Source organism: Aggregatilinea sp. (assembly GCF_036822615.1).
Lineage (GTDB): Bacteria > Chloroflexota > Anaerolineae > Aggregatilineales > Aggregatilineaceae > Aggregatilinea.
The window spans coordinates 1-23,286 of sequence record NZ_DAISHJ010000082.1; the positions used below are offsets into that span (position 1 = coordinate 1).

Annotated in this window: 20 protein-coding genes; 11 read left to right on the forward strand and 9 right to left on the reverse strand. The window is 61.8% G+C overall.

Annotation, left to right across the window (positions count from 1 at the left end; all coding sequences use genetic code 11):
- The 3 genes from V7116_RS18345 to V7116_RS18355 all read left to right on the forward strand — a co-directional run.
- A partial coding sequence (locus V7116_RS18345; protein ID WP_324393415.1) for a hypothetical protein occupies positions 1–304 on the forward strand: 304 nt, incomplete at its 5' end.
- Between the two features lie 21 nt (positions 305–325).
- Positions 326–1,756: a hypothetical protein gene (locus V7116_RS18350; RefSeq protein WP_324393416.1), complete on the forward strand. Its 1,431-nt coding sequence runs from the start codon at positions 326–328 to the stop codon at positions 1,754–1,756.
- Between the two features lie 648 nt (positions 1,757–2,404).
- Entirely contained in the window at positions 2,405–2,965 is a 561-nt protein-coding gene (locus V7116_RS18355; RefSeq protein ID WP_324393417.1) for a hypothetical protein, read from the forward strand.
- 89 nt (positions 2,966–3,054) lie between these two features.
- On the opposite strand, the gene V7116_RS18360 is transcribed toward V7116_RS18355, so the two are convergent.
- Entirely contained in the window at positions 3,055–3,879 is an 825-nt protein-coding gene (locus V7116_RS18360; RefSeq protein ID WP_324393418.1) for a polysaccharide deacetylase family protein, read from the reverse strand.
- A gap of 211 nt (positions 3,880–4,090) precedes the next feature.
- On the opposite strand from V7116_RS18360, the gene V7116_RS18365 reads away from it, so the two are divergent.
- Positions 4,091–5,098 (forward strand): SH3 domain-containing protein, encoded by a 1,008-nt coding sequence (locus V7116_RS18365; protein WP_324393419.1) that lies wholly within the window; start codon positions 4,091–4,093, stop codon positions 5,096–5,098.
- 378 nt (positions 5,099–5,476) lie between these two features.
- On the opposite strand, the gene V7116_RS18370 is transcribed toward V7116_RS18365, so the two are convergent.
- The 3 genes from V7116_RS18370 to V7116_RS18380 all read right to left on the reverse strand — a co-directional run bounded on the left by V7116_RS18370 (position 5,477) and on the right by V7116_RS18380 (position 9,775).
- Complete coding sequence (locus tag V7116_RS18370; protein WP_324393420.1) at positions 5,477–8,308, reverse strand: ABC transporter permease; 2,832 nt, start codon at positions 8,306–8,308, stop codon at positions 5,477–5,479.
- Positions 8,309–8,841: 533 nt separating this feature from the next.
- A complete protein-coding gene (locus tag V7116_RS18375) occupies positions 8,842–9,234 on the reverse strand; it encodes a hypothetical protein (RefSeq protein ID WP_324393421.1) in 393 nt (130 codons plus the stop codon).
- A 31-nt stretch (positions 9,235–9,265) separates the two neighbouring features.
- On the reverse strand, positions 9,266–9,775 hold the full coding sequence (locus tag V7116_RS18380; RefSeq protein WP_324393422.1) for a hypothetical protein: 510 nt from the start codon (positions 9,773–9,775) through the stop codon (positions 9,266–9,268).
- Positions 9,776–9,945: 170 nt separating this feature from the next.
- On the opposite strand from V7116_RS18380, the gene V7116_RS18385 reads away from it, so the two are divergent.
- From V7116_RS18385 to V7116_RS18395, 3 genes are read left to right on the forward strand one after another with little or no spacing between them, the layout of a single operon-like run.
- Positions 9,946–10,431, forward strand: a complete 486-nt coding sequence (locus tag V7116_RS18385; RefSeq protein ID WP_324393423.1) for a methylglyoxal synthase — start codon at positions 9,946–9,948, stop codon at positions 10,429–10,431.
- Positions 10,432–10,436: 5 nt separating this feature from the next.
- Positions 10,437–11,291 carry a threonine/serine exporter family protein gene (locus V7116_RS18390; protein WP_324393424.1) on the forward strand — a complete coding sequence of 285 codons (855 nt, stop codon included), beginning with the start codon at positions 10,437–10,439 and terminating at the stop codon, positions 11,289–11,291.
- A complete protein-coding gene (locus tag V7116_RS18395; protein ID WP_324393425.1) occupies positions 11,288–11,794 on the forward strand; it encodes a threonine/serine exporter family protein in 507 nt (168 codons plus the stop codon). The genes V7116_RS18390 and V7116_RS18395 overlap by 4 nt, the downstream gene beginning before the upstream one ends.
- A gap of 441 nt (positions 11,795–12,235) precedes the next feature.
- On the opposite strand, the gene V7116_RS18400 is transcribed toward V7116_RS18395, so the two are convergent.
- From V7116_RS18400 to V7116_RS18410, 3 genes are all read right to left on the reverse strand, one after another.
- A complete protein-coding gene (locus V7116_RS18400) occupies positions 12,236–12,595 on the reverse strand; it encodes a hypothetical protein (RefSeq protein WP_324393426.1) in 360 nt (119 codons plus the stop codon).
- A 219-nt stretch (positions 12,596–12,814) separates the two neighbouring features.
- The gene (locus V7116_RS18405; RefSeq protein WP_324393427.1) at positions 12,815–13,684 is read right to left on the reverse strand and encodes a hypothetical protein; all 870 of its coding nucleotides are present in this window, start codon (positions 13,682–13,684) and stop codon (positions 12,815–12,817) included.
- A gap of 76 nt (positions 13,685–13,760) precedes the next feature.
- The gene (locus tag V7116_RS18410) at positions 13,761–14,624 is read right to left on the reverse strand and encodes a hypothetical protein (protein ID WP_324393428.1); all 864 of its coding nucleotides are present in this window, start codon (positions 14,622–14,624) and stop codon (positions 13,761–13,763) included.
- 592 nt (positions 14,625–15,216) lie between these two features.
- On the opposite strand from V7116_RS18410, the gene V7116_RS18415 reads away from it, so the two are divergent.
- The 4 genes from V7116_RS18415 to V7116_RS18430 all read left to right on the forward strand — a co-directional run bounded on the left by V7116_RS18415 (position 15,217) and on the right by V7116_RS18430 (position 20,291).
- Positions 15,217–16,305: a hypothetical protein gene (locus tag V7116_RS18415; RefSeq protein ID WP_324393429.1), complete on the forward strand. Its 1,089-nt coding sequence runs from the start codon at positions 15,217–15,219 to the stop codon at positions 16,303–16,305.
- A gap of 197 nt (positions 16,306–16,502) precedes the next feature.
- On the forward strand, positions 16,503–17,507 hold the full coding sequence (locus V7116_RS18420; RefSeq protein ID WP_324393430.1) for a hypothetical protein: 1,005 nt from the start codon (positions 16,503–16,505) through the stop codon (positions 17,505–17,507).
- 166 nt (positions 17,508–17,673) lie between these two features.
- The gene (locus V7116_RS18425) at positions 17,674–19,167 is read left to right on the forward strand and encodes a hypothetical protein (RefSeq protein WP_324393431.1); all 1,494 of its coding nucleotides are present in this window, start codon (positions 17,674–17,676) and stop codon (positions 19,165–19,167) included.
- Between the two features lie 377 nt (positions 19,168–19,544).
- Positions 19,545–20,291, forward strand: a complete 747-nt coding sequence (locus V7116_RS18430; RefSeq protein WP_324393432.1) for an FHA domain-containing protein — start codon at positions 19,545–19,547, stop codon at positions 20,289–20,291.
- 321 nt (positions 20,292–20,612) lie between these two features.
- Here the strand turns inward: V7116_RS18430 and V7116_RS18435 are convergent, their stop codons facing one another.
- Together V7116_RS18435 and V7116_RS18440 are read right to left on the reverse strand one after the other, a co-directional pair.
- Positions 20,613–21,557, reverse strand: a complete 945-nt coding sequence (locus V7116_RS18435; RefSeq protein ID WP_324393433.1) for a mechanosensitive ion channel family protein — start codon at positions 21,555–21,557, stop codon at positions 20,613–20,615.
- Between the two features lie 214 nt (positions 21,558–21,771).
- Positions 21,772–22,977 (reverse strand): aminotransferase class I/II-fold pyridoxal phosphate-dependent enzyme, encoded by a 1,206-nt coding sequence (locus tag V7116_RS18440; RefSeq protein ID WP_324393434.1) that lies wholly within the window; start codon positions 22,975–22,977, stop codon positions 21,772–21,774.
- Between the last annotated feature and the right edge of the window lie 309 nt (positions 22,978–23,286).

Below are 23,286 nucleotides of genomic sequence, written 5' to 3' on the forward strand. Positions count from 1 at the left end.
GGCGACCCCCGAGCGCACGTCCGGCCTGGACGGCGTGAGCGACGGCGGCACGGAAATGTGCATGGCGGCGTCTCCGGCGGGAGCGCTGGCGGAGATTCACAGCGTCGCACACCCGGACGCGACGATCATTGCCCGGCTGGATGCGCCGCTGCCGGTGTTGGAACGCCGCATCCTGGGCAGCGCGCCCGGCGATACGTGGTACAGCGTGTGGCTGGCCGATCAGAATCGCGCGGGGTGGGTGACCGCTCCGGACGTGATCCTCGCGCCGGACGGCTGCGCGGATCTGCTGCCGACGACGCAGTAAGCGCAGGATCAGGGGGAAGCCATGGCGGGAGCGCCCGATTCTAAAGCTGTTCGCAACATCGTTTATGCTGCTGCCATCGTCATCGTGTTTCTGGCGATTGCGACGATGGGCGTGCGCCTGTACCTGCTGATCGACAGTGATACCGAGGTCGAGCCGCTGCCCGCGCTTGCCACGGCGGAACCGGAGGATGGGAACGCGGCGGCACAGGCCGCGCTGCAATCCGCCGAGCAGGCACGTCAGGCCGCGAACGACGCGCTCGACCGGGCCAACGAGGCCACGAGCACATTGGAACTGCTGCTGAGCTTCCTCGAAGGCGCGGCGGTGCTGGCGGGATTGGCGCTCGGCGCGACGGCGTATTTCGGCTTTCGGAACTCGCAGGAAATGCGCAAAGAACTGGAAGACGAAGTCAACGAGGCCAAACAACAGAGCAAAGATTTACAGGCTCAGCTCGATGGGAAAATGAAGGAAGCCGACCAGCACATGTCGGATCTGTCGCGCAGGATGCAGGAACTCGATGGCCTGGAGAACCGGTTCCTCCGTGGGCTGGAACGCATCGACGGGTTCGACGCCAAAATCATCCAGACGCAGACCGACGTGCTGAGTATTTCCGGCGAGCTGATTCGCGCCCAGCAGGAACTGAACCTGAGCAACTACATCAGCGCGCACCAGACCGCGCTTCGCATCTTGAAGCTCGATCCCAACAATCTGCAAGCGCTCTACATTGCCGGGTGGCTGGAACTGCAATACATCCCCGGTTCACTGGATGATGGGGTCCAGCGTTTGAGAGAGGTGCTGCGCTTGCAGCCGGATTGGCCCGATGCGCAGGCCGCGCTGGGGGTGGGACTGCGCCGTAAAGCTAAAAAATCGTCCGAAAACGCGCGGCGCGACCTGTTCAACGAGTCCAACGGCTATTTGCTGCAGGCGCTGGGCCAAAATCACGGCCTGCTCGACCTGAACCGCGAATCGTTCTGGGGGCCGATGGCGGGCAATGCGCGCGACGCGGGGGATATCGAACGGGCCATCGCGTATTATGAGGAAGCGCTGAAAGTGACGCCCGGCTCGTCGTACCCATGGGGGAATCTCGCCGGACTGTATCTGGAACAGAAACGGCCCGAAACCACCATCTTAAAAACGTTCGAGTCTACGCTGCAATCCGCGCAGATGGAACTCTCGTTCAACCCGCGCGACTATTACAACATGATGGATATCGCCATGGCCGCGACCATGTTGGGCCACGACGATTCGAAGCAGTTCGACTACGCCGACCGGATGCTCGACACCGCGCTCTCGCTCGACGACGTCACGGACGAGGTGCTGTGCGTCTCATTACAAGGCGGCTGGCAGCGGCTTGCCGCGCATTGTCCCGATGCGTGGACCGAGGTCAAGTCGCGTTTGCTCGCCGCGATCGCTAAAATTCGGGCGCATCTGTCCGGTCCGTGCCCGGGGGAATAAGCAGAGCAGACCTCATCTTCGGTTCCAGAGAGGCGGGGATCAGGGACTGGGGAGTAGGGATCAGGGAAAAGCAAAACTAAAGGCAAGGGCAAAAGCAGACCTCACCCCCAGCCCCAGAGCGGCAGCGATTAGCCGTTAGCGGTTTGCTGAGAGCCAAAGGCAAGAGCAAGAGCAGACCTCACCCCCGGCCCCTCTAATCAAGGTGAAGAGGGGAGACAAGCGGTGGACGGTGAGGTTTTGAGGGGTGGGTTTCTAATCCATAGGCATTAAGCTAACGGATCAGACAGGGTCGTTTCCCCTGGCTTCAAACCAAACCATTAACGATGGTAACCGTAGAGGTAGAGCTTGCTCTACCCGTTTTTTCTCTTAACGGGCGATGCAAGCATCGCCCCTACGAAAAGCGTGACAGTCTGTTTTTCCCTTCAATGGGCTTAACTTAATGCGTATGGGTTTCTAACCCGTCCGGTGTTGTCCGGATTAAAGAGTACCGCCCCGCCCGTACGAAAAGCAGGACGATCAGTTGGTCGATCAAGGGGGCGGACTGAGAACTGCCCACGAACCAGCACTTTCCCCGCAACCCGCCGCGCACCGCCTGCGTATACATCAGTGAACCATCCTGATAACGAACGCAGTGCAGATGTGAGGCGTATGATGAGTCAAAACTACGGCAATTCCGGTTCAAAGAACAAAGGCCCGATCCCGGGCATTAACATCCCGGAGCTGATCGAGGATCGCAACTGGACCGCGCTTGGCGGACTGAGCCTGATCCTGGTCGGGATTCTGTACCTGTTCGGGGATATCTTCGATCTCGACTTCAACCTGTGGAGCCTGGCTCTGCTGGGGATCGGCGGATGGCTGGCTTACGATGGCTGGACCGACTACAACCGCATGTCCCGTCACTGGACGGATCGCAGCCGCAACCGCGTGGTCGGCGGGCTGGCGATCGTGCTGGTCGGGGCGCTCAGCATCTTCAATCTGAGCGGGTGGGCATGGCTGCTGATGTTGGGCGCGGCGGTGCTGCTTTACGACGCGTACCAGCGCTACCAGCGTGCGGGCCGCGTGTGGACCGATAAGGCGCGCTCTCGCATGATCTTCGGCGGCGTCCTGGCGCTGCTGGCCCTGTCCAGCCTGATCAACTTGTGGGCAGCGTGGCCTCTGATCCTGATCGGGATCGGTGTCGCCATGTTGTTGAAGCGGTCGCACGGGTAACCGTCGGCGCGCGTACTTCCCTACCTGAAGGGCGGATGCCGCACCCTACCAATTCGGCGTCCGCCCGCTTTTTTTGCTCCGCAGCCGCGTCAGCCGGTCGATTCGCCCCGCCACTGGCTGACCAACCACCCGAAGGTGTCCACACCGGTCGTGCCGCGAATGCGCACGCGCGCCAACTCCATCAGTCTGTCGCTGGTGTGCAGCGTACCGCCGTGCGTGGTGACCGCCGCCACGATGCCGACCTGCGCCGCGACCTGGATCACGGCGTCGTTGTAGCGCCCGCTGGGATAGCAGAAGAAACGGGGCCGTATGCCCGTCTCCGCCTGGATCGTCTCCACGCTGCCGAGAATCTGGTACACGAGACAGTCGTAATCGCAGCCGTTGGCAAGGTCGGGGTGGCTGAGGCTATGGCTCTGGATCGACATCCCGGCAGCGGCCATCTCGCGCACCTGATCCCAGGTGAGGTAGCCGGGGCGTCCCTCATCGATCCATTCGGTGACGATGAAAAACGTGCCCTTCATGCCGAACTGTCGCAGCAGCGGAAATGCGTTCTGGTAAGCGTCGATGTAGCCGTCGTCGAAGGTCAGCACGACCGCGTGCTGGGGCAGCCGTTTGCCGCGCGACAGGGCGGCGTAGGCGTCGTCCAGCGTGATGGTCTGGTAGCCGTTGTCGCGCAGCCAGGATAAGTGGGAGGCGAACTGCTGCGGCGAGACGGACAGGTCCAGCCGGTACTCGTCGGACCCGTCGGGCGGCGTGCTGACGTAGTGGTACATGAGGATCGGGAGGCGCAGGCGGCGGCGCGTTTCGTCGGCGCGGGTCTGCGCGGCGGACGCGAACACCCACGCGATCAGCAGCAGGAGGGCGGCGGCGCGCAGCGCGCGGGATGGTCGGTGGGGAGGGTGGACATTGTGCATGCAGAAGACGATAGCAGCGCGTGCGCCGGGCGTCAATGGGATGAAGAGTAGTGAGAGAGCACGAAAAGCACCTGGATTCCATTCAAATGTCACAGGGGTAAGAATAATCTAACTTAAGAATATAGAAGTAATTAAACAAAAATTATAATGATATAATGTGCTTACATTGCATTCCGCTTTGTAGAACGATCCCGGAGGAATAGTGCTTTGTATGTACCACACCAAGTTTTTCCGGATCATTCTCGTGACCTTAGTCATGCTGTTCACTGGGTGTCAGGGAGCAAAGGTCCGAGTAAAATACGAGGTTCTGTTTGTTACAGTAACCATCGATACTTCTGGTCAAGTGAGTGTTTCAGCTTCAACACCGAAGTTTGTGACTCCGATTGGATCTTTCTCAGCCGGATTAGTTGTCGATCCTAACGCTTACTTTAAGAAAGATGACTTACTAATAGTTCGCTTCAATGGGGTTGAGAAGTTTTACGATTTGCATGGCAACGACGTTAGTGTCAGCTTTGAGAGCGATTATTATAAGGGAATCACCATCGAGACTTCTAATGGAAATGTTCTGGTAGATATCTGGACACCCTCATATGTACCGCCCGCAAGTGGAGGCAGCTTTGATACGGGATCGGTTCTGTCTGGTGAGCTTGTTCCAGGTAGCCATGCGAGAGTTCATACTACTGATGGCGATTCTCTACGTCTGCGAATAAAGCCTAGTGCTAGCGCAAACGTAGTTGTTGGTTTACCCAATGGGGTCGTCGTAACCATTGTGGATGGGCCTAAAACTGCTGACGGCTATACCTGGTGGAAAGTGCACACCTCAGATAATCAAGAGGGTTGGTGTGTGGAGAGTGCGGACGGAATTCAGACCCTGCAACGCTATTCCTCGGTATCTATACCTCACAATGATGGATCTTGTGGTGGAAAAAGTATCCGATTTTCTATTGGCGAGGAGGTAATTGTAAGCACTAAAGGCAATGCCTTGAGGATCTTGACTGATCCTACAGGGGGCGCGCTCGAGACGCGCGCTCAAGCTGTCTCCCAAGACCGACTACAGATCCTTGACGGGCCGATATGCGAATATTCGACACGTTACGATCAGGATATTCTTTACTGGTATATTTATTCCTATGCCGATAAAGTTCAAGGGTGGGTAGCCGATGGTATACAGATAGAGACTTGGCTCTGCCCTTTGTCAAACTCACGGTGTGATGAATAGCAGCATAGTCCAAAGCCTTGCCAGTGTTGCGTCGAATTGTAGTGCGGCTCACAACACTTGGATGGAGCTTTTTTCAGGTGTATACAATGCTTTTTAAAACTATTGGGATACACAAAAGACGGTCGGGTTGCAAACCCGCTCTTATAAAACGGTTTTAGATCCTGATATTAACTTTTAGCCTCCTCATCCCGGCCCCTTCCCCCACGCAAGCGAAGAAAAGGGGAAATTGACTCGGATACCGTATGTTGCGCGGGGGCCCAAACAGCGGGCGGGAAAAGCGCCGCGACCTCACCCCCGGCCCCTCTCCAATCAAGTTGGAGAGGGGAGACAAGCACGGTTCCATAATTCCGCAGGGGCGGGTGCGCGCGGCGGGCGGGGCTACTGGTAGCGCAGGATCTCCGAGATGGTCATGCGCGTAGCGGACAGGGCCGGGTACAGCGTCGAGGCGAGCGTCAGCGCGAACATGCTGATCAGCCCGACGCCGGGCACGTAGCTCGGGTAGTCGGCGGGGATCACCTCGCGGAACGGGGCGGCCTGGATCAGCATATCGCTGAGCGCGATGCTCAACGGCACGCCGACCGCCCAGGCGACGACGCCCACGATCACACCTTCGATCAAAAACTGCCGCGCCACCATGACCGAGGTCGCGCCGACGGAGCGCATCACGCCGATCTCGCGCCGCCGCTCGACCACGCCGATCGCGCTGATCGTCAGCAGGCCGATCCCGCCGACCAGCGCCATCAGCCCGGCGGCGACACCCATCACCCAGCCGACGCTGACGATGGTTTGCGCGATGGTGTCCGTCACGGCCAGTTGATTTTTGTGCACGGCCAGCGGGGTATAACGCGGGATGGTCAGCGCGAAGGTGTCGGGCTGGTCCAGGTTGATGTAGAACATTTCCGGCGAGGCGCTGCGGAAGTCGATGCCTTGCAGCGATTCGAGCGTTTCCCAATAGAGCGCAATCACCTGCATATTCGTGCCCTGGCTGAGCACCTCATCGGGCACGTCCTGCGCGAACATCTGGATCTGCGACGAGGAGATGTTCACGATTTGCTGGATGGGGTAGGCGCGCTCGTTGGCGTCGGTGTGCAGCGTCAGCTCGTCGCCTATCGCCAGATTCCCGGCGGTCGCCAGCGCCTGACTGATGATCAGGCCCGGCTCCTCAGGGTTAAACTCGGGCGTCAGCGCGCCGCCGATGGATTCGTCGATGCCGACCGCCCAAATGGCGTGCGTTTCCTGGCCGTCGGTGCTCAGGCTGACCCCCACCTGCGCCCAATAGGCGTTCGGGCTGGGCGCTTCCTGCACCTCCCCGACGAAATCCGCCAGGGCCTGCCACTCCATGAACGCGGTTTCGAGCGGGAAATCGGCCAGGGCGACGATGGTGAAGTCGCGCGTGGTGGCGCCCGTGGTCAGCCGGAGCGTGTCGCCCACCGACTTGTCGAGCTTGCTGGCGATTTGCGGCGTGATGATGATGCTGTCCGCCGTCAGCTCCGGCCAGGTGAGGTCGGATTCCAGTTTGAGATCGGGCAGGTTGACCGCCGCGACGCCCGTCACGAAGATGCTGTTGTCTTCCGAGGCGGATGGCTCGCTGCCGTCGTCCGGAGGCGTTTCTTCCAGGGGCGCGACGTTGACTTTAATCGCCACGCCCGGCTCGATCTCGCGGATCTCGTCCTCGGTGGCGGGGATGCCCTGCGCGATGCGCAGCAGCTCAAGCGCCTGCACGTCGGTGGCGACGTCATAGTTGAGCGTTTCGCGCATGCCGGTCACGACGCGGTTGAGCGTGTGGAAGACCGCGAAGACGCCCATAAACGCCGCAACCGCCAGCGCCAGCGAGAGAGTGGTCAGCGCGAGACGCGTCCAGCGCTGCAAAATGCTGTTGAGCGCCTGCCGGATCACCGGCCCGACGGGAATCCACTGCACGACACGCCCGGTCAGCCCGCGCCCGTAGCGCGCCTGCAAGCCCTGGTCGGTCATGGCTTCGAGGATCGTCACACGCAGGCCGTTGAGGATCGGCGGCAGGGCGGCGATCACCGGAACGCCCAGGCCGAGGCCAAGTCCCAGCGCGACTGCCGCCAGCGGCGGGGTGGCGTCTTCCAGGATCACGTTTGCCAGCGGCGCGGCGGCCAGCGCCGCCTGCTGCCCGATGTATGCGCCGACGATCATACCGGGGATCGTGCCGATCAGCCCGTAGGCCAACGCCGTGCCGATGTAGATCACGAAGATGTCCATCGTCGTCGCGCCCAGGGCTTTCATCGCGCCGATCTGCCGCCGCTGCTCGGTAATGACGGTCGAGATCACGTTGGTGACCAGGAAGCTCGACACGATCATCGCCACGACGCCCAGGATCGTCAGGATGCCGCTGAAGCGCTGCGCCCCGACCACGTAGAGATTTTGCTGCGGGTCGTCGGTCAGGGTGAACGAAATGCTGTAATCGGTCTCGTTGGTGATGTAGGGGCGGATGTCGCGCGCCTGCTGGCGGGCGGTGGCGAAGTTTTCGAAGCGCAGGTAGATCGAGCTGAGGCCCTTGAAGCCGACGATCTGCTGGGCGTCGTCGAAGGTTGCGAAGACGTTCGATTCGGCGCCATCGCTGCCCAGGTACACATAGGGCTGGTAGACCAATCCCACGATTCGCCACGATTCCTGAGGCCGCTCGGCGATGCCCGCCATCTCGACCGTCAGCGTATCCCCGATGTGCAGCCCGTAATGTTCCGCCATGCGCTGCTCAACGGCGACTTCGTGCTCGCCGTCGATCGGGTAGCGCCCGCGCAGCAGCCGGATCGGCTCCAGTTGGATCGCGCCAAAGGGCTTCGTATAGGCGAAAAGCTGCCCGGCGTGGAACTCTGTTTCCCCGGCGCCGCGCCAGGCGAATTCGTAGACGGCCTGGCCCTCGACGGCGGTGACACCCGGCCATTCGCGCAGGCGCTCCAGCGGGGCAAGCATATCCGCACTGGCCGCGGTGGGGGCGTCCAGAAAGATGCGGAACATCGCCAGCTCGTCGGGGCGCAGATCTTTTTGCATCTGGCGGGTGAGGAGCTGACCGAGGGTCGTCAGGATGACCACCCCGAGGACACCGATAAAAATACTCGCGCTTACCAGTACGGTCCGAATTTTCCGGGCGGCGATGTCGCGCCCGATCTTACGTAATCGTATTCCAATCACAGCTGCGGCCAATAGAGTCTCCGTGATGTCGTTCTGCGCATGATTGTACACGGTGTCTTCCAGGGCCGCCCAATGCGCATGTTAAACCATGACGTGAGGGCGGGGCGGATCACCCATTATGCCATTTGTGCGCCATAGCAAATGCCCCCGGCTCCTGATGGACACCGGGGGCGGGAACGAGCCAGCCTGATTGGATTGTGCATGTTATGCACGTCCACTTCCTTCGTCTCGGCAAAGGCAAGCGCAACCGCGACCTCACCCCCGGCCCCAAAGAGGCAGCGATTAGCCGTTAGCTGAGGGCCAAAAGCGACCTCACCCCCGGCCCCTCTCCAATCAAGTTGGAGAGGGGAGACAGGCAGGGTTTGAATCACATGTGGGCGAGGGGGAAACAGAGTTCTCCCTCGGCGCGCGGGGCCGTTTCTAGAGCTTCTGGCCCCCCATCCCCTGGCCCCTTCCCCCACGCAACCCTGTTGCGCGGGGACCCCCGGGGAGAAACGAGCGGAGCAATCCCCGCCCCTACGGATCATGAGGTCAATGGATAAGCGAGAAATCGGTTCTCTCGCTCAAAAAGTGCATAACAGCCTCTAGACGAAGCGGTCGTCGTCGATGGGCGGGACGAAGCCGCGCTTGCGCTTCAGCTTGCGGTCGGCGTAGTCTGAGACGACCTTCGTCCCGATCATGGCCTTCAGCAGCATACTCAGCCCGATCAGGATGAGGATGCCCGGCCACCAGAACCCTGTGAGCGCCAGGAACATGATTCCGAACGTCCACAAAATGCCGTCGAGATGCCACCACGTCAGATCGCCGCGCACCATGGCTCCGGCCAGCGAGGCCGCGCCCGCGACGGCGAGAATCCAGGGCCAGAAACCCAGCCCAAGCCAGAAAATCAGGCCGATACCGATCAGCACGAAAGCGGGCACGATCGCTTCCGGTACGTTATTTTCGCGTTCGTCGTTCTTGCGCTTTTCCTCGCTCATCTCGTGGGGTCTCCGCTAGACTGCCATGCTATCAGTGACGGTGTGCGCGCAGCGGACGCTCGTCCGCGTCGGGGTCGTAGGTTTCGGTGAACTGCCAGTCGTCGTCTTCGTACAGATCGGAATGGTTGTCGCCTTCGTACGGCAGCGGCAGGCCGCGCTTGCGCTTCTCTTTGGCCTGCTGGCTGGCGTAACGGCGCTGCATCTCGGCGCGGCGCATTTGATTGGCGCGGTCCAGGTCGCTGGGGTGGAAGACCGCCGTCAGCAGCGCGCTGCATCCCGCCAGGACCAGGATGCCCGGCCAGAGCAGGTGAGTCATGAACAGGAAGGGCAGGCCCAGCAGCCAGATCGTCGTTTGAATGGCGATCCAGAATCCTAACCAGCCGTGTTCGGCCAATAGAATTGGGAATGCGGTCAGCCAGATCAGGACCAGGATGCCCGGCCACAGGATATTGAGGAAAAACAGGCCAGCCAGCCCAAACAAAAATACCGCGCCCATAAAAATGGATACGCGTTCAGTGAGAGAGGGTCCCGAACTTTGCATGCGGCTTTTTATCCTTCGCGCAGCAGCACGATCGCTAAACGTTCTGACTCTATTGTACGTGCAAACTGCCAGTTGGTTGCAGACGGCGGTGGCGGTATGATCGCGCCGTTTCAACATTCCCATCATAATTGAGGGTGGGACCGTTCGAACCAACCAGAAAGGCATAACTCATGACCGACACCATCGCGCGGATGCCCGACCGGAAACGGATCGCCCTCGTCGCGCACGATGACCGCAAGCAGGATCTGCTGGAGTGGTGCAAGTTCAACCGCGAGCGGCTCAGCGAGCATATCCTGTGCGGGACCGGAACCACCGCGACCATTATCGCGCAGGCTTTGGGCCTGGAAGTAACCGCCCTTAAGAGCGGCCCGCTTGGCGGCGACCAGCAGCTTGGCGCGAAGATCGTGCAGTCGGAAATCGACCTGCTGATCTTCTTCTGGGACCCGCTCGAAACGCACCCCCACGATCCTGACGTGCGCGCGCTGCTGCGCGTAGCGACCATGCAGAATATCCCGGTCGCGCCCAACCGTTCTACCGCCGATTTTATTTTCTCCTCGCCGCTGATGATCGAACCCTATGACCGTCACGTATACGACTATGAGATGCGTCTCAAACGTGAGCGGATCATCGAGCAGGTACACCTGCCTACGGAATGATACGCATGGCTGAGGACATTATCATCCATTCTGGACACGAGGACTCCCCCAGCTCGGACGGTGACGCGCGCGTCGAGCATACGCAGCTTTCGCGCGAGGAATTGAGCGAGCTGGTCGATATCGTGCTGCTGGTCGGCCAGTCGATGCTGCTGTCGGGCGCGGCGAACTTCCGCACCGAGCAGACGATGGCGCAGATCGGGCTGGGCATGGGCGCGGACCGGCTGGAACTGTTCGTGACGACGACCGGCATCATCGCCACGGCGGTGAGCGGGTCCGAGCAGCGCACTCGCGTAGGGCGGGTGGGGCCGCTGGGCGTGAATATGGCGCAGGTGGTCGGTTATAACCGCCTGTCGCGGTACATGTCGCTGATCGGCGGCACGCTCGATTCGACGCGCCGCCAGGTGATGGCGATCAAAGCCAAGCCGCGCGATCTGCCCGCGTGGGCGACGATCCCGGCGGTGGGCCTTGCGTGCGGTGGCTTCGCGCAGAATCTCGGCGGCGGCTGGGGCGAATTCGCAGCGGCGACGCTGGGCGCGGCGCTGGCCCAGTGGACGCGCCTGAAGCTGCACGCGTTGGGCGTGAGCGCCTACGCGCTGACGGTCGTTTCGGCGTTTTTTGCGGTGCTGGCCGCATGGGGCATCTGCGAGGTGGCGGACTGTCCCCGCCCGGACCTCGCGGTGGCGGCGTCGGTGCTGCTGCTCGTGCCGGGCGTGCCGCTGGTGACCTCGGTGATCGATCTGACCAATCACGACATGGTGTCGGGGCTGGCGCGCGCCGCGCTGTCGATACTGCTGGCGCTGGCGATCGGCGTGGGCGTCATGCTGGCGCTGTGGGTGACGGGACTGCGGATTCTGCCATGAGCACTGCTGCGCTGTTGGAACAGGGATTTTGGGCTTTCGTGGCGACGCTGGGCTTCGCCGTGCTGTTTAACGTGCCCACGCGCATGCTGCTGATCTGCGGCGTGGCGGGCACCTTGGGGCACATGTGGAAGCGCGCGCTGATGGCGCACGGCATCGACGTGGTGATGTCTACCTACATCGGGGCGACGGTCGTGGGGCTGGTGGGGTATACGCAGGCGCGTTTTTTCCACATGCCGCGCCTGATCTTCACCGTGACGGGCATCATTCCGATGGTGCCCGGCGTCCCGGCCTTCGAGACGATGGTGTATTTCATGCGCGACGACATCCCCACCGGGTTAGAGACGCTGGTGCGCACCGGCCTCATCGGGGGGGCGATCGCGGTTGGACTGGTGACGGCGCGCCTGCTCGTCTCGTTCGGTGACAAGGACGACGGGTATAACCCGCGCGGCCTGTGGCAGCGGGGCATGGTCCAGTTCGAGGCGGGGCACCATAAAGGAGACTAGCGGCTGCCAGGCAGCGAGTAGCGGAGAGCGGTTAGCCGTTAGCGATTAGCTGAGAGCCAAGAGCAAGAGCAAAGGCAAAAAGCAGGGGCCGGGCGGAAAAGCGGGCGCGAAGAGCAAAGGCGACCTCACCCCCGGCCCCTCTCCAATCAAGTTGGAGAGGGGAGACGGGCAGCATTCGGCGGGTTTTGTAGGGGCGGGTTTCAAACCCGCCCTGGTTTTGTCTGGATTTAAAAGTTAAAGAGCATCAGACCCGCCCCTACAAGATCCTTCGGGCGGCGGCGCTGTTGTTTGCTGGGTGGGCGGGAAGTGGGTGGATTTAAAACTCAAAAAGCCTCAAACCCGTCCCCGGCAGATCGCGGGATAACGAGAGAGAGGAACCTGTGTTCTCGCTCGAAAAAGGTATGGCAGGCTCAGGCGCCGTAGAGGCGTACGTGGACTAGACTAGCACTGATCGGATCGCGGCCCAGTGTCGTCGTGCACCGAGTCGAGCGCCTGCTCGCGGGTTTGCTCGGCGGCACTGCGGTCAAGCCGCTGTTCCGATAGTTCCTGGCGGGATCGGCTTCCGATGTTCACGCCGTATTCCATACCTTCGCGGCGCAGTCCGCTGTGCTCACGATCGGCGCAACGAGCGGTGTCCAAAGGTTCGACGGCGGCCATGTCGGGCTGGGTGTGGCGACGTTCGCTTACCGGATCGACGCCTAACATTTCCCCATCTGGGATGGGACCGCTATGGGCTTCGGCCTGGAACAGCTCCGGGTCCTGGTGCTCGCCCGGTCCAGGGATGTTGTGTCGTTCGGTCACCGGTTTAATCCTTGCGCAACCCACGAAATTCAGGATTGGTTGACCCTCATTGTGCCGCCTTTCTCTAGAAAAAACAACGGCTCTGAGGAGCTTTTGCAAAAAATTTATAGGTTTTTAGGGAATAAGTACTATGCCCGTTCACTGTTCCCGTTAGGTGCTGTTCACGGTACGCTTGCAGATATGGGTTAGGGGCCTGTAATCGCGCTCCTACAATCCAGGCTAACTCGCTTGTTTCTCAGCTTTACCTTTCCGGCCCTCGTAGACCTGCATCGGGATGCTGGTCCGGCGCGAGATCGCCCCTGCCCAGCGGCCCGCATCGAGGCGGGACATCTGGATGCCCAACCCGCCCAGGCTGCCGTCTTCGCGCCGGTAGCTGAGGCGCAGCAGCGCGTTCGGAACCTGATGTACGCCGAGCGCCGCGCTAACCGCGATGCCGCGCAGATCCGCGAAGTGCAGCGTGGTCCTGCCATCGATCAGCAGGCGATCCGGCGCGAGGTAAGCCGTTCCATGGCCGGATTTCTCCCACCGGCCATAAATGTCCTGCCTGAACACGACAACCTCCGCCGGGCCGAGGTCGAATTCGCGCAGGGTCGGAATGCCTGCTACCTCGTAGATCAGGTTCGCCAGATCGAGCGGGGCCGGGACTCTGAAGGCGTAGATCTGCCACCGTCCGTCCCGTTCGATATGCAGCATCAGGGCCGTGGTCGTGCCGTCTTCGAGTGAGAGGTCCTTCAAGACCGCGCAGCTTGCCCACCGCAGCGCGGACAGGGGCAGCCGCAGCATCATCGGGTGATTCGCCACGCCGAACACAAGCCAGTTGTCCAGGATGCCGATGCCGCCGAGGACGCTTTTGGGACGGCTGTCGTGCGGTGCGGCGTAGTAATACGCGGGCACAGGGGCGATCCGCACGTCGCCCATCGTCAGCCACGCACGCTTGAGCGATCCCATGTTTTGCAGCAGGCTGTTCCGGCGCACCGGCTGCAGTTGTTGGATCCACTTGTTCACGACCGTGGTCGCCACAAAAAACAACGGGATCACGATTGCCATACAGCACAGTTGATCGAGCCAGTCGTTGGCCCCCGCGTTCACTGTTTTCCCCCCTCAAACGATTCCATGCCATCACAACCGGATAAGCGTTACCTGCTCCCGGTTTTTGCGCGGCGGGCTAATCCGCCAGTTTTTCTTCCTTGCCTTTGCGTTCGCCATAGACCTGCATTGGGATGCCGGTCCGGCGCGAGAGCGACTCTGCCCAGCGGTGCGCCTCGAGGCGAGACATCTGGAGGCCCAACCCGCCCAGGCTGCCGTCTTCGCGCCGGTAGCTGAGGCGCAGCAGCCGCGCCGTAACCTGGCCCAAGCCTCTTGCCGGACCAAGCGCGATCGCGTGCAGGTTGTTCAGGTTCAACGCTGGTGGTCCAGTGACCAGCAGGTGATCCGGCGCAAGGTAGGCTGTGCCGCGCGTCTGGTAATGCCACTGCCCGTAAATGTCCTGCTCGAATATGTCGATCTCCGCCGGGCCGAGGTCGAACTCGCGCATCACCGGCACGCCCACCCCTTCGTGGAAGCGGTGCGCCACGGCCAGCGGGTCAGAAGCCCTGAAGACGTGGATCTGCCACTTCGCGTCCTGTACCGCGTGTACTGCCAGGACCGTCGTCGCTCCATCTTCGATCGCACTGTTTTTCAGGATTGCGAAGCTTACCCACCGCAGCGCGGAAAGGGGCAGCCGGAGCGTGACCGGGTCATCCGCCATACCGAACACGAGCGCGTCGCCGAGCGCGCCGAGGCCGCCCAGCGTGCCGTTCCCCGTGACGCTCTGTGTGCCGAAGTAGTAGGCGGGTATCGGGTCGATTCGTACGGCGCCCTGCGTCAGCCATGCGCGCTTCAGCGCGCCCATATTCTGTGCCCGGTTGTGCTGCTTGATGGCTCGCCGTCCGGCTCGATCCGTGAGCATGGAGTGCGCGGTGGCAAGCATCACGATGATCGTGGTCAGGCAGAACAATTGAGCGAGCCAGTGGTTGGGCCCTGCGTGCATCGTTTTCCCCCATCAGGCGAAAAATCGACCTCCCAGAGCCATCATATCACGGGGCAGCGTCCCGACTGCCGGATGTCAGGTGAGCGGCAGGCAGGGGTCAGCGTGTCGTTGTGCGGCAGATGCGCGTGCGTGGCATTCTGTTATACACTAGAGCGTGATGGGGATTTGTAGTCCTCCCCATCCCCTGGCCCCTTCCCCCACGCACGCGGAGGGAAGGGGGAAAAGCAAGGGCAAAGGCAGACCTCACCCCCGGCCCCTCTCCAATCAAGTTGGAGAGGGGAGACAGGCGGTTTCGGCGGGTGGTTTGGGCGTCCTGATTGGCGGGGCGGGAAGAGCAAAGGCGGGCGGGTTACAAACCCGCCCCTACAGAACCCTTCGGATTGCGGCCTGTTGTTTCAGGGGCGGGCGCAAAGAGCAAGAGCCGGGCGGAGCAAGCCCCGCCCCTACGGATCACGGGTGACGGGTGGGGGAGGAACCAGTGTCCTCGCTCGAAAGGCAACAACAGGGCGGACGGATTCGCGCGGGTGGCGGGTGAACTTGAGGCATGCAGCGCTTTGAAATCGGGCGTTTTGACAAGGAAGGACCATTATCTATGAAAAAGTGGACCCTCATCCTGATGGTACTGGCGATGATGGCCGTGCCTGCACTGGCGTGCGGTTTCCCGCTGCCCGCCGGAACGGAAATGATGCGCATCAGCAAGGCCGTCTGCGCCGAGGGCGAAGCCCCCGAAAGCTGCCAGGAACGCCAGGACGCGTACCAGCTGATGGGCAAGCTCCAGTCGGTGCAGGTGGACGATCTCAACATGCACCTCGTGATCGACGCCGCCGAGGAGCAAATGGAAGCCAACCTGCAAGGCTCGTACGAGTACCAGTTGATCACGGCCAACGTCGGGCTGGGGGCCAACATCGATTCGCATTGGGAGACGGGCAACATCACCGACGCCACCGGCACCCAAACGCTGAACAACTACGAGATCATCGCCATTGGTGACCAGCTTTATCTGAGCCAGGACGGCGGCGAAACCTGGCAGACCGAAGCCGCGGACCAGACCACGCTGATCGGGCTGGGGATGTTCCTGGGGCTGGGCGGGCCGCTCGGCGCGTCGCTGGACCTGTACGCCGATCCGGGTATTTTCACCGTGACACTGGAGCCGGACGTCGAATATGACGGGCAGACGATGCACGTCCAGACGCTCGCGGTCGACTTGGAAAAGCTGTTGGCCTCACCCGACGCGGCGCTCGGCCTGCTCGAAGACGGCTTCGCCGTGGGCGGCGACCTGATGGGGATGAGCATGGAAGATCTGGGCATGACGCCGCAGCAGTTTGCGATGGTGCTGCCCATGATGCTGCCGGTGCTGGAAGGCACGACGTTCACCACGACGATCTATATCGGCGCGGACGACGGCTACATTCACTACGTGGCGGATGACTTCGTGCTGGCGATGGACGCATCCGCCTTCGATCCGTCCCAGTCCGCGATGGGCATGACGTACCAGATGTCCGGCTACCTGACCGCGCACAACCAGCCGGTGACCATCACCGCGCCCAGCAATGCGACCGAAGGCAGCGACGGACTGTTTGGCAACAGCGGCTTGTTCGGCAGCAGCGGGGTACTGCCCGATTCGACCGCGACACCGGGAGCGGGTGGCATTGGCGACGCGCTGTTCGGCTCGTCTAAGTAGCGGACTGCCACTACGGGTTGTTACGGCGTTTTTACTTTTTCTTTCTTGATGGGCAAGCGTTCTATCACTATACTGAAGTATGGTATGGGCTGCCGGGTGGCGGTCCAAAAACCGCTTGCCCTACAATCTTTGCAAAAGGTACGAGCTTGTAGGCGCACGTTCTTCAGGAATATGACCACAAGGAGGTCAGCTTTAGGATGAAGCATTTATCGCGTTTGATGTCTGTACTGGTGATTGTGGCTGTTTTGATGGGGATGCCCGCTCTGAGCGCGTTCGCGCAGGGCGATAATCCCGCTTGCGCGGGCCTGGAAGCGGCGGACTGCGAAGTTCTGACGGGCGCGACTGCGGCGATGGGGACCGTTAGCTCGTTCCGTATCCCGGCCTGGTCGTTCACCCTCACCGGCACCGATGGCACGGATAACATCGACATCAGCGCCAGCGGCAGCGGCGAATTCGTGATGCCGAGCGATCCGGCCAACCCCATGGACGGCCTGATGGTTCACCTCGTGATCGATTCGATCGAAGCGACCATTCCGGGCGAAGATCCCGTCTCGGACAGCGCTGAAGTCATCGTGGCGGACGGCATGACCTACGTCAACTACGGCGGCCAGTGGTACGGCGAAGAACTGACGGCAGAAGACGCCAGCACCTTCGGCGATCTGTTCAGCGGCTCGGCTTCCGGCTCGATGGGCCTCGACTCGCTGGGCATCGACATGACCGGCGTGGTGACCACGACGCGCGGCGCGGACGCCGACGCGGACGGCCAGGCGGTCCAGACCTACGTGACCTCGGTGGACGTGGGTGGCATGCTGACCGCTCTGCTCAGCTCGCCCAGCTTCGGCGCGCTGCTCGGTATGGGCATGGGCGCAGAAGGCGCGGACATGGGCATGGGCGACATGACCCCCGAAGATCTCCAGATGATCGGCGCGATGTTCGCCCCGATGCTGGCCGGCACGACCATCGAATTCACCCAGGGCATCGGCGTGGATGACAGCTACATCCACTCGGTCGCGCTGGACGTCGTGCTCAACCTGGACATCTCCATGTTCGATCCCGAAACCGCTCCGATCTCCGGCGAACTGCACTTCTCGGCGGGCGTCAGCGAGCACAACGGCTCCTTCACCGTCGAAGCTCCCGCGGAATACAGCCCGATGGAAGAGCTTGACGCGCAGGGCGGCCTCTTCGGCAACATGGGCATGTAGCATTCAACCGGATCACTCCGGTCGCTCAAAGCCTCCCGCTCAGCGGGAGGCTTTTTGTTTTGGCCGCGTCACGCGCTGCAACCCGGTGTGGTGTCGTGCGTAATGATATACTAGGTGCTGTTTTTCGCTTTTAGTAAGGCATTTCACTTCAGGAGGTGTACGGTCAATGCGTACGAGTTTTCGGTCGGTTTTGGCGTTCGTGCTGGTCGTGGTGTTTGCCGTGGGGATCGTTTCGCCCGCTGCCGCACAGGGTCCGCAGGACATGCTCTGTGGCGACCTGAGCGCGGACGACTGCGCCCTGCTGAACGGCGCGCAGACGGCGCTGTATGAGGTGTCGTCCTTCAGCGTCCCGAACGTGTCTTTTGAGATGAGCATCACCGTGCCGGAGGAGACGATGCGGATGCAGGGCAGCGGCTCGGCAGTCGTCAGCCTGTCGCCGGACGTGGTGGTCTCGCTGCGCGACCTCTCGACCACTACGGCGATGTTCGACTATACGCCGCTGTTCTCGCTGTTGGACCAGATCGATTCGGCGTGGGTCGAGCAAGTGCTGGCGGACTCGCTGCTTTCTTTCCGCGTCGATCAGTTTTCGATCGAACCGGCATCGTATGACAATCCGAGCCTGAGCGACGTGCAGTTTGCGTGGAAGGACGGCACGGCGTACCTGTTTTTGACGTCGCCCAACGGGGCCGAACAGTGGTTTGGCGAGGAATTCTCGCTGTCGCCGGACGACCGCGAGCAGATCGATGCCGCGATGGAGGAGCTCCGCGCGCAGATGGAGCTGGAACTGGGCGATCCTGACTATCTTCAGTCGATGGATACGCTGAACGAGCTTGCCGGGATCATGGACGGCCTGAGCACAGTTGTTTACGATCACGTCCAGACGGCGCGGCTGGCCGACGAGACGCGGGACGGGCAAACGCTGGCCGTGTTCGAGACCACGTTCGACATCGACGGGCTGCTGCACGATCCGGCCCTGCCGGGCGCGATCATCGACATGCTCAACGATCCGGCGTTCGTGGAGATGATGACGCAGGACGGCGCGGATTACGACCCGGGCGACGTCACCGAGTCGCAAATTCAGCTGCTGCTGCTGATGGCGGCGCTGTCGATCAAGGACACGACGTACCAGATTCACACCTGGGTGGGCGTGGAGAACGGTTACCTGTATCACGGCGACGCGACGCTCGCGCTGACGCTCGACATGGGGGCGGGTGACGCGGAGATGGCAAGCTCGGAAATGGGCATGATGCTCAATTACTCGCTGGATCTGGCGGACTTCAATGCCGTGACGCCGGACAGCGTCGAGACGCCTGCGGCTTACGCGTCGCTGGACGACATCGACGACTTCATGATGGGCGATTCCGGTATGATCACGGGCGCGCTGGAGCCGGGCGTCGAGCAAAGCGGGTCGTTCGACTACATGGGCGGGCGCGATCTGTACACGCTCGACCTGGAAGCGGGTGACGCCGTCACGCTGACGGTGAATACCGATTCCTACACGACGGTCGAGGTTTACGGGCCGGATGGCTTCCTGATGGACAGTCTCGATCCGCTGTTTGACGAAACGCTGGCGTTTGAGGCGGACGAGGCCGGGACGTATCTGGTGCAGATCCAGGACTCCTGGCAGGCCGAGTATCAGGTCCAGGCTGAGGTCGAGTAGAGGGCGTTACGCACTTCTGACCTCCGTCCTCTGACCCCTTTTCCCACGCAAGCGGAGGGAAGGGGAAATCGCTCCACGTAACCTTGCTGCGTGGGGATCCAGGGAAAAACGGGCGGAGCAAGCCCCGCCCCTACGGGGCATGAGGTCAGCGGACCAGGGAGAGAGCGGTTCTCTCGCTCAAAAAGCGCAAACATTCTCCAGGCCCGGGTTCTGCCTGAAGATCGACCATCCCCCGCCACCCCGCGGGGGATTTTTTGCGCGCCGCAGATTTTTAATTAGATCTTGATCCCCCTTATATCCCCACTTGATCGCAGCCTGATAAAACCAGACTATAGGCGATAAAGGTGTTCGGCAGCACCAGTTAAGCGGGGGCGAGAATGAACCTTCAAACCGGCAGTGACACGATGATCGAACAAAAGGGTGTGATGGATTTTTACGCCGACTTCGTCCGCTGCCGGAAGGCCGGTCAAAGCGGCGAACAGGCCTGGAACGCGCTTTCCGACGACGTCCGGCGGCTCGACCGGCGCGAGGTGATGCGCCTGATGACGCTCATCCGCGTGTGGGAATCCACCGACGGTTGCGCGTACCGAGCGGCACAGAGCATGCCGCCACACGCAATGGCGAACCCGGACGACAACGGCTCGCCGTCACGCGTCATCCGTCGCATTACGCCACGAGTCCCGCGCACGTCGCTGGCCCAAACCGGCCTGGTCGGCCCCCAGCCCAATTCGGTGTCGCGCCGGGTGCTGAACGCCGTGCATTCCGCCGGATTGAGCACCTTTTCCGACGATATGGCGTTGTATTTTCATGTGGCCGGTTATCCCGAGCCGCTGCGCATCCGGCCCTACCGCGCGCCCATGCTCATCGGGCGCTACGCGCCGGAAAGCTCGATCGTGCCGGACATCAACCTGGAACCGTACGGCGCGGCGCAGTGCGGCATGTCGCGGCTGCACGCGGAGCTGTGCCGCCAGGGGAACACGCTGGTGATTTCGGACATGAACAGCGTGAACCACACGTACGTGAACGGCGAGCAGCTTTCGCCCAAGGAAACGCGCGTCATGCGGGACGGCGACGAGCTTCGTTTCGGAACGCTGGTCGCACGCGTGCAGTTTGGTAGAGCCTGATCAGAGGTGATTCAGAGGGGTTGATGCAGATTAACAAAAAATCCGGTTAGCACCGCGACCTCACCCCCGACCCCTCTCCAGTCTGGGCTGGAGAGGGGAGAAAAGCCGCCTCGACGGGGTTTACAGGGACGGGTGGGCGGGGTTGTCCGGATTTAAAAGTTAAAGCGCATAAACACCCTCATACTCATTCAAACGCATAACGCAGCACGAAAGTGGCTCGGCGCGATGCACACTCATCGAGAGGGGGCTCGCCGAGCCAGAGTTGCATTTTCCTCCTTTGGACATGGCAGGACCCGGCTGGCGCACGGGTCCTGCCTGTTTTTAGCCCTGGGATGCGTCCGGGGGGCGGCGCGGACCGGGCACATGGCTTCGCCCGGCGGGCCAGCCCTCGCGCTGATCGGTGCGGCTGCCGTCGCTGGTTTCCGTCTGGTCGTGGAACAAAAGCTGGTGCGTCGGGAAGGGCAGATCGATCCCGTGCGTCAGCAGCTTGTGTTTGATGCCGCTCAGGACTCTATCGCGCGAGTCGAGCGCGTCGTGCTTACGCGGCGGCTGAATCCACCAGCGCACCCGCAGCACGACGCTGAAATCGGCCAGCTCGAACACCAGCACGTCCGGCGCGGGATCGTCCAGCACTTCGTCCAGCCCCTTGAGCACGTCCAGAATGATCGATTTGGCCTCGTCCACGTCGTCGCCATAACCGATGCCCACGTCATATTCCAGGCGTCGCACTTCGAACGCCGTGTTGACCATGACCACACCGGTGTACAGCTCCGCGTTGGGGATCACCACGCGGCGGCCATCGTAGGTGCGGATCGTGGTGGCGCGCGTCTGGATCTCCTCGACCGTGCCCTCGTAGTCGTCGACCACGATCTGATCCCCGATGCGGAACGGCTCGGTGAGCAGCAGCAGGATGCCGGAGAGGAAATTTTGCAGGATGTCGCGGAAGGCGAACCCGATCGCCACACTGCCGATGCCGAGCAGCTGGATCACCTGGGCGGGCGAGAAGTTGGGGAAGACGATCACCGAGGCGATGAGGATGCCCATCAGCACGGTGAACCACTGCGACAGCCGCCCCAGCACCAACCCCAGATTCGTGCTGCGGCGCGTGCGATCCGATACGCGGATCACGGCGAGGCGTACCCATCTGGACGCCGCGTAAAACAGGAAGAAGACCAATACCGCCACGAGGATATTGGGGATCAGGCGGATCAGTCCGTTGATCATGCCTTGAAGTTGTTTTATCGCTTCCGAGAAATCAATCTCCATCGTGCTTCCTTTTTGACCGGCCTGTGTATCGAATGTAACAAAAATCGCGGTCCGGTGGGTGGGGCAGGGTCACCAATCAAGTTGGAGAAGGGAGATAGGCAGGGTGGGAGGTGGGGGGATGCCCGGTGGGCGGGAGAGTGGGCAAGGGCGCAAAAAACGCGCCCCGGTTGGCCGGGACGCGTGGACTGTCTATGCGGTTGGAGACGACGCGCGATCAGGCGGTTTCGAGCGAGGTCGTTTGCGGGATCAGGTCGAGGTTGTGGCCCACGACTTCGAGGCCGCGCAGCGCTATGTCGAGCTGATCTTTGGTGTGCGTCGCCATGTAGCTCGTGCGCAGCAGGCTGCTGTTGGCCGGTACGCCGGGCGGCACGACCGGGTTGGTGTACACGCCTTCTTCGACCAGGGCGTGCCACGCCAGCACGGTGCGGTATTCGTCGCGGATCATGAGCGGGATGACCGGCGTCTGGCTGGGGCCGGTGTCGTAGCCCAGGCGATGCAGGCCCGCGCGCATGTATTCGGCGTTGTCCCACAGGCGCTGGACGTGTTCCGGCTCGCTCTCGATGACGTCGAGCGCGGCCAGCACGGCAGCGGCCTGCGGCGCGGGCAGGCTGGCGCTGAACAGCAGCGAGCGCGCGTTGTGCTGGATGTAGTGGATGGCCTGTTCGCTGCCCGCGATGAAGCCGCCGATCGAGGCGAACGACTTGCTGAACGTGCCCATGATCAGGTCCACTTCGTCCGTCAGACCGAAGTGCGCCGCCGTGCCGCGACCATCGGCCAGCACGCCCAGGCTGTGCGCGTCATCGACCATGATGCGCGCGCCGTACCGCTTGCAGATTTCCACCAGCGTCGGCAGGGGGGCGATGTCGCCGCCCATGCTGTATACGCCGTCCACGACCACCAGTTTACCGGCGTCTTCGGGGATGCGGCTCAGCGCTTTGTCGAGGCTGTCGGGGTCGTTGTGGTTGAAACGCCGCATCTCGCCACGGCTGAGCATACAGCCGTCCACGATGCTGGCGTGATCGTCCTTGTCGATGATCACGAAGTCGCCCTTTTGCACCAGGGCCGAGATCGTGCCGACGTTGGTCTGGTAACCGGTCGAAAAGACCAGCGCGGCTTCCTTGCCGACGAACTTCGCCAGCCGCCGGTCCAGCTCCAGGTGAAATTCGAGTGTGCCATTCAGGAAGCGGCTGCCGGTGCAGCTCGTCCCGAACTTTTCGATGGCGTCGATGGCCGCCTGCCGGACCTTCGGATGTGTCGTAAGGCCCAAATAGTTGTTTGAGCCGATCATCACCACTTCGTGCCCCTTGAAGATTGCCATCGTGCCTTCCGAGTCGCTTAGGGGCTGGAAGTAGGGGTAGACCCCCATCTCGATCGCTTCTTTGGCGCGAGTGAACGTTCGTGTTTTTTCAAATAGGTCCATTTAGTCGAGTCCTTGTGTGTCACCGCATGTCTGGTGCGGTGGTAGCTGTCGAGGCGAGGGCCGCATAGGCCGGACGGTCGGCAGCACTGCGTGCAAGGAGCACGTGCGCCCCCTATAGCTGCCCGTTATTCTAACCGACAGGCGTGAACTTGGCGACAATGCGCCACGCTGCCGGAACCGTGATTTTGCACAAGCGGCGGGTGCTTACCACTGCATATCCGGGATCGTTTCGCCGGGGACCGGCGGCGGTTCGCTGCCGGAATCGTCCGGCGGTGGGGTGTCTTTGGGCGGCGGCGGCGCGCTGCCGGC

Bases quoted from the DNA above. Each gene is read 5' to 3' on its own strand.
- V7116_RS18350 (WP_324393416.1), top strand. From the start codon at position 326: ATGGCGGGAGCGCCCGATTCTAAAGCTGTTCGCAACATCGTTTATGCT.
- V7116_RS18420 (WP_324393430.1), top strand. From the start codon at position 16,503: ATGAAGCATTTATCGCGTTTGATGTCTGTACTGGTGATTGTGGCTGTT.
- V7116_RS18385 (WP_324393423.1), top strand. From the start codon at position 9,946: ATGACCGACACCATCGCGCGGATGCCCGACCGGAAACGGATCGCCCTC.
- V7116_RS18390 (WP_324393424.1), top strand. From the start codon at position 10,437: ATGGCTGAGGACATTATCATCCATTCTGGACACGAGGACTCCCCCAGC.
- V7116_RS18415 (WP_324393429.1), top strand. From the start codon at position 15,217: ATGAAAAAGTGGACCCTCATCCTGATGGTACTGGCGATGATGGCCGTG.
- V7116_RS18425 (WP_324393431.1), top strand. From the start codon at position 17,674: ATGCGTACGAGTTTTCGGTCGGTTTTGGCGTTCGTGCTGGTCGTGGTG.
- V7116_RS18360 (WP_324393418.1), bottom strand. From the start codon at position 3,879: ATGCACAATGTCCACCCTCCCCACCGACCATCCCGCGCGCTGCGCGCC.
- V7116_RS18365 (WP_324393419.1), top strand. From the start codon at position 4,091: ATGTACCACACCAAGTTTTTCCGGATCATTCTCGTGACCTTAGTCATG.
- V7116_RS18375 (WP_324393421.1), bottom strand. From the start codon at position 9,234: ATGAGCGAGGAAAAGCGCAAGAACGACGAACGCGAAAATAACGTACCG.
- V7116_RS18355 (WP_324393417.1), top strand. From the start codon at position 2,405: ATGATGAGTCAAAACTACGGCAATTCCGGTTCAAAGAACAAAGGCCCG.
- V7116_RS18410 (WP_324393428.1), bottom strand. From the start codon at position 14,624: ATGCACGCAGGGCCCAACCACTGGCTCGCTCAATTGTTCTGCCTGACC.
- V7116_RS18430 (WP_324393432.1), top strand. From the start codon at position 19,545: ATGAACCTTCAAACCGGCAGTGACACGATGATCGAACAAAAGGGTGTG.
- V7116_RS18435 (WP_324393433.1), bottom strand. From the start codon at position 21,557: ATGGAGATTGATTTCTCGGAAGCGATAAAACAACTTCAAGGCATGATC.
- V7116_RS18440 (WP_324393434.1), bottom strand. From the start codon at position 22,977: ATGGACCTATTTGAAAAAACACGAACGTTCACTCGCGCCAAAGAAGCG.
- V7116_RS18395 (WP_324393425.1), top strand. From the start codon at position 11,288: ATGAGCACTGCTGCGCTGTTGGAACAGGGATTTTGGGCTTTCGTGGCG.
- V7116_RS18380 (WP_324393422.1), bottom strand. From the start codon at position 9,775: ATGCAAAGTTCGGGACCCTCTCTCACTGAACGCGTATCCATTTTTATG.